The sequence below is a fragment of the Nonomuraea sp. NPDC049784 genome (assembly GCF_040659615.1).
GTDB lineage: Bacteria > Actinomycetota > Actinomycetes > Streptosporangiales > Streptosporangiaceae > Nonomuraea.
In genome coordinates this window covers 1-4,380 of the sequence record NZ_JBFAMX010000750.1, presented here as the reverse complement: position 1 = coordinate 4,380, position 4,380 = coordinate 1, and the positions used below count along the sequence as shown (strand labels likewise).

General features: G+C 68.9%; 4 protein-coding genes. 1 reads left to right on the top strand and 3 read right to left on the bottom strand.

The features are described from left to right. On the bottom strand, positions 1-502 hold a 502-nt coding region (locus tag AB0J09_RS57620), incomplete at its 3' end, for a PhzF family phenazine biosynthesis protein (RefSeq protein WP_360711452.1). Between the two features lie 60 nt (positions 503-562). On the opposite strand from AB0J09_RS57620, the gene sthA reads away from it, so the two are divergent. Next, complete coding sequence (gene sthA / locus AB0J09_RS57615; protein WP_360711449.1) at positions 563-1,978, top strand: Si-specific NAD(P)(+) transhydrogenase; 1,416 nt, start codon at positions 563-565, stop codon at positions 1,976-1,978. A 4-nt stretch (positions 1,979-1,982) separates the two neighbouring features. On the opposite strand, the gene AB0J09_RS57610 is transcribed toward sthA, so the two are convergent. After that, positions 1,983-3,824 carry a ricin-type beta-trefoil lectin domain protein gene (locus AB0J09_RS57610; protein WP_360711446.1) on the bottom strand — a complete coding sequence of 614 codons (1,842 nt, stop codon included), beginning with the start codon at positions 3,822-3,824 and terminating at the stop codon, positions 1,983-1,985. Between the two features lie 131 nt (positions 3,825-3,955). Further along, positions 3,956-4,380, bottom strand: a 425-nt coding sequence (locus tag AB0J09_RS57605) for a substrate-binding domain-containing protein (RefSeq protein ID WP_360711443.1), incomplete at its 5' end; no start/stop codon positions are given.

Sequence of the window (4,380 nt, the reverse complement as noted above, 5' to 3'; positions counted from 1 at the left end):
CGTCCGCCAGCAGGACCGCCACCCAGCCTGGGCCGTTGTCCGCCCACTCCACGTCCACGATGCCGGCGCGCTCGATGCCGAGGGACTCGGCGATCTTCTCGACGAGCGGCTCCTCCACGGGCCCGGACTTCACCAGGGGCGGCGCCTGGAACGCCAGCCCGTCGCCGGTCTTGCCCACCCGGACGAGCCCGGCCCCGCACTCCTGGACGATCTCGCCCTCCTGCCGCGGCACTCCCCCGGCCTCCAGCCAGGCATGGCAGGTGCCCAAGGTCGGGTGCCCCGCGAACGGCAGCTCCTCGCTCGCGGTGAAGATCCGCACCCGGTAGTCGGCCTCGGGCGAGCTCGGGGGAAGGAGGAAGGTGGTCTCGGCCAGGTTCGTCCACGCGGCGAACCGCTGCATCTCCTCGGTTGCCAGGCCCTCGCCGTCGAGCACGACCGCGAGCGCGTTTCCGTGGTACGGGGTGGCGGTGAAGACGTCCACCTCGGTAAATGGGCGCAACATATCTGGAGTCTCGCAGACAGGGTCTTTCCCCGTGGACACAGCGCCCCCAGACTGGACGGTGTGGCGGACTTTGATGTTGTGGTCCTGGGTTCCGGGCCGGGTGGGCAGAAGGCCGCGATCGCGGCGGCGAAGCTCGGCAAGCGTGTCGCGATGATCGAGAAACGGCACATGCTCGGCGGCGTGTGCATCAACACGGGGACGATCCCGTCGAAGACCCTGCGCGAGGCCGTCCTCTACCTCACAGGGCTCAACCAGCGGGAGCTGTACGGCGCCAGCTACCGCGTCAAGGACGAGATCACGGTCACCGACCTCGGGATGCGCACGCAGCACGTGATCGGCCGGGAGATCCAGGTGATCCGCAGCCAGCTCGCCCGCAACCACGTGACCGTGTTACAGGGCACCGGCCGCTTCCTGGACCCGCACACGATCGGGATCACCCATGAGGAAGGCAAGACAGAGGAGACGAAGATCTCCGCCGAGAAGATCGTGATCGCCACCGGCACGTCGCCCGCCCGTCCCGGCAGCGTCGAGTTCGACGACAAGACGATCATCGACTCCGACGCGATCCTGCATCTCGACCGGATCCCCGAGACGCTCGTCGTGGTGGGGGCCGGGGTCATCGGCATCGAGTACGCCTCCATGTTCGCCGCGCTCGGCACCAAGGTGACGGTGGTGGAGCGGCGCGAGCGCATGCTGGAGTTCTGCGACCTGGAGATCGTTGAGGCGCTGAAGTACCACCTGCGCGACCTGGCGGTGACGTTCCGCTTCGGGGAGAACGTGGCGGCGGTCGAGCGCCGCCCGGGCGGGGCGCTGACCCTGCTGGAGAGCGGCAAGAAGATCCCCGCCGACTGCGTCATGTACTCGGCCGGGCGGCAGGGCAAGACCGCCGAGCTGTGCCTGGAGGCCGCCGGCCTGGCCGCCGACGACCGCGGGCGGATCTCGGTGGACGCCAACTACGCCACCGAGGTGCCGCACATCTACGCCGTGGGCGACGTGATCGGCTTCCCCGCGCTGGCGGCCACCTCCATGGAGCAGGGCAGGCTGGCCGCGCAGCACGCGTGCGGGGAGCCGGTCGTCGACATGCACGAGCTGCCGCCCATCGGGATCTACACCATTCCCGAGATCAGCTTCGTCGGGAAGTCGGAGGACGAGCTGACCCGGGACAAGGTGCCGTTCGAGGTGGGCATCTCGCGGTACCGGGAGCTGGCCAGAGGCCAGATCATCGGTGACTCCTACGGGATGCTCAAGCTGCTCGTCTCCCCCGAGGACCGGCGGTTGCTGGGCGTCCACGTGTTCGGGACTGGGGCGACGGAGCTCGTGCACATCGGGCAGACGGTCATGGGGTGCGGCGGGACGGTCGACTACCTGGTCAACGCCGTGTTCAACTATCCGACGCTGGCCGAGTCGTACAAGGTGGCCGCGCTGGACGCGATGAACAAGATGCGGGTGGTCGCCCGGCTCACCGCCGGCATGTGATCACCTACAGGGTCCACTTCTGGTTGGCGGCGCCCGTGCAGGTCCAGATCTGCAGGCGGGTGCCGTCCGCGCTGGAGTTGCCCGTGACGTCGAGGCACTTGTTCGCGGCGGGGTTCACCAGGTCCCTGCCCGAGGTGTAGGTCCACTGCTGGTTGGCGCCGCCCGTACAGCTCCAGAGCTGGAGCTTGCTGCCGTCGGCGGTGCCGCGGTCGACCACGTCCAGGCACTTGCCGAGCGCGCGCAGCGTGCCGTCGCCCGGGCGGGTCCACTGCTGGGCGGCGCTGCCGTTGCAGGTGTAGAGCTGCACGGGGGCGCCGTCGGCGGCGCTGCCGCCGGCCACGTCCACGCACTTGCCCGCCAGGCCCGTGATGGCGCCGCCGGGGCTGCTGCCCGGCGTGCCCGACCAGGTGAAGGTCGCGGTGGTACGGGCGGGCAGCGTGTACACGAACGACTGGTTGCCCCAGTTGACCCTGACCGACTGGGCCGAGGTGCCACCGTTGTGGGCGATCAGGGCCTTGGAGCCGTCGGGGTTGCGCCAGGCGACGTTCTGCACGGTGCCGTTGGCGGTCGAGTCGATCCGGTACGCCCCGGGCTTGACGAACTTGGTGAGGTGGCCGGTCGTGTAGTACTCGATCGTGTAATCCACCTGACCGGCGCGCGAGCCGCCCTCCTGGACCGTGATCAGGCCGGTGCAGGTGCCGCAGCCGCCGTTGTGCGGGCCCATGCCCTGGTTGACCCCAAGGCTCCACTTGACGACGCTGCGGCTCCAGTTGCGGGTGTAATTGACGATGTCGGCCATGTCCTCGTTGTGCTGGTTGGTGATCCAGGTGCCGCCGGAGTGCTCGGTGCTGAACTGGGGCACCGACGGGTACTGGCCGTGCACCTGCGTGCCGACCGCCGGGTCGCCGAAGTAGCCGTGCCAGGCGATGCCGCCGAACAGCGGGTCGCCGCGCAGCGCCGAGTCGGCCAGGATGGGGCCGCCGATCTGACCGTAGTCGCCGTAGTTCCAGTCGTGCACGAGGACCTTCGTGTTGATCCCGGCGGCGCGGAAGGCCGGGTAGACGAAGTTCTTGGTCAGCTCGATCAGGCCGGAGGCGTTCCAGCTCATGCCGGGGTAGTTCATCGCGGTCGGGTTGGACGCCTGGCAGCAGTTGGGCTCGTTCTGGACCGAGAGGTAATCAACCGGGACCCCGGCGGCCTGGTAGCTCTGGATGTACTTGACGAAGTACTGGGCGTACATGCTGTAGTACTCCCACTTCAGCCAACCCATCTGGTCCATCCGGCCGTTGTCCTTCATCCAGCCCGGGGCGCTCCACGGCACGGCCATGATCCGCAGCGCCGGGTTGAGCTGCCTGGCCTGGACGGTCAGCAGGCGGACGTTGGCGTCGTAGCCGTTGGCGCCGAAGTCGTTGAGGTCGCAGCAGGTGTCGTCGAGCGAGACCATGCCGGGGCGCGACAGGTCGGACGCTCCGATCGGGTTGCGGACGAACGACAGGCCGATCCCGTCCGTGGGCGAGAACAGCTTGCGCATCACCGCGTCGCGCGTGGCCGCGGTGACGGGGCCGCCGCGCAGCAGGTACGCGGTCGTGTCGGTGATCGACGCGCCGCCGCCCTCGAACTGCTGGTACGTGGCGCCCTCGTTGACGGTGATCGTGTGGTTGGCGGTGCCGCCCGCCGGGCCGAAGGCAACCGGGGTCTGCTGCTGCAGGCCGCGGGTGACGACCCTGCCTCCGGAGTCGGATGTGGTGGTGAGCCAGACGTTCACCGGCTCGTTGGCGGCGTGCGCCGGTACGGGCACGGCCAGCGCTAACAGGATCGCGCAGGCCAGGGTGAGGATGCGGGACACGGCGTGGTTTCCCTTCCGGGCGGGGGGCGACGCCCATGTAACAAATGAAACAAGAAAGAAACTTTCTCTTACGTCAACATGGGTAAGCCGCAGCGTCAAGGCCTGCTTTGGGGATGAAACAAATGAAACAATCAGGCGGGCCCGGTGGAGCCCCGGACGATCAGCTCGGTTTCGAGCGAGACGTGCAACGCCTCCACCGCGTGGCGGCTGAGCAGCCGCATCAGCAAGGTGACCGCCATCCTGCCCATCTCCTGCAAGGGCTGGCGCACGGTGGTGAGGGCGGGCGAGGTGGCCCTGCTCACGTCGATGTCGTCGAAGCCCGCCACCGAAAGGTCGCCGGGAACGCTCAGCCCGCGCTCCGCCGCCGCCCACAGCGCCCCGACGGCCATCTTGTCGTTGAACGCCACCAGCGCCGTCGGCCGATCCGGCAGGTCGAGCAGCTCGCTGGCCGCGAGGTAGCCATGCTCGGTGCTCGGCTCCGGCACGTTCCGCACCAACTCGGGCACGAGCAGCATCCCGGCGTCGGCCAGCGAGGCCGTGTAGCCCGCCAGCCTGG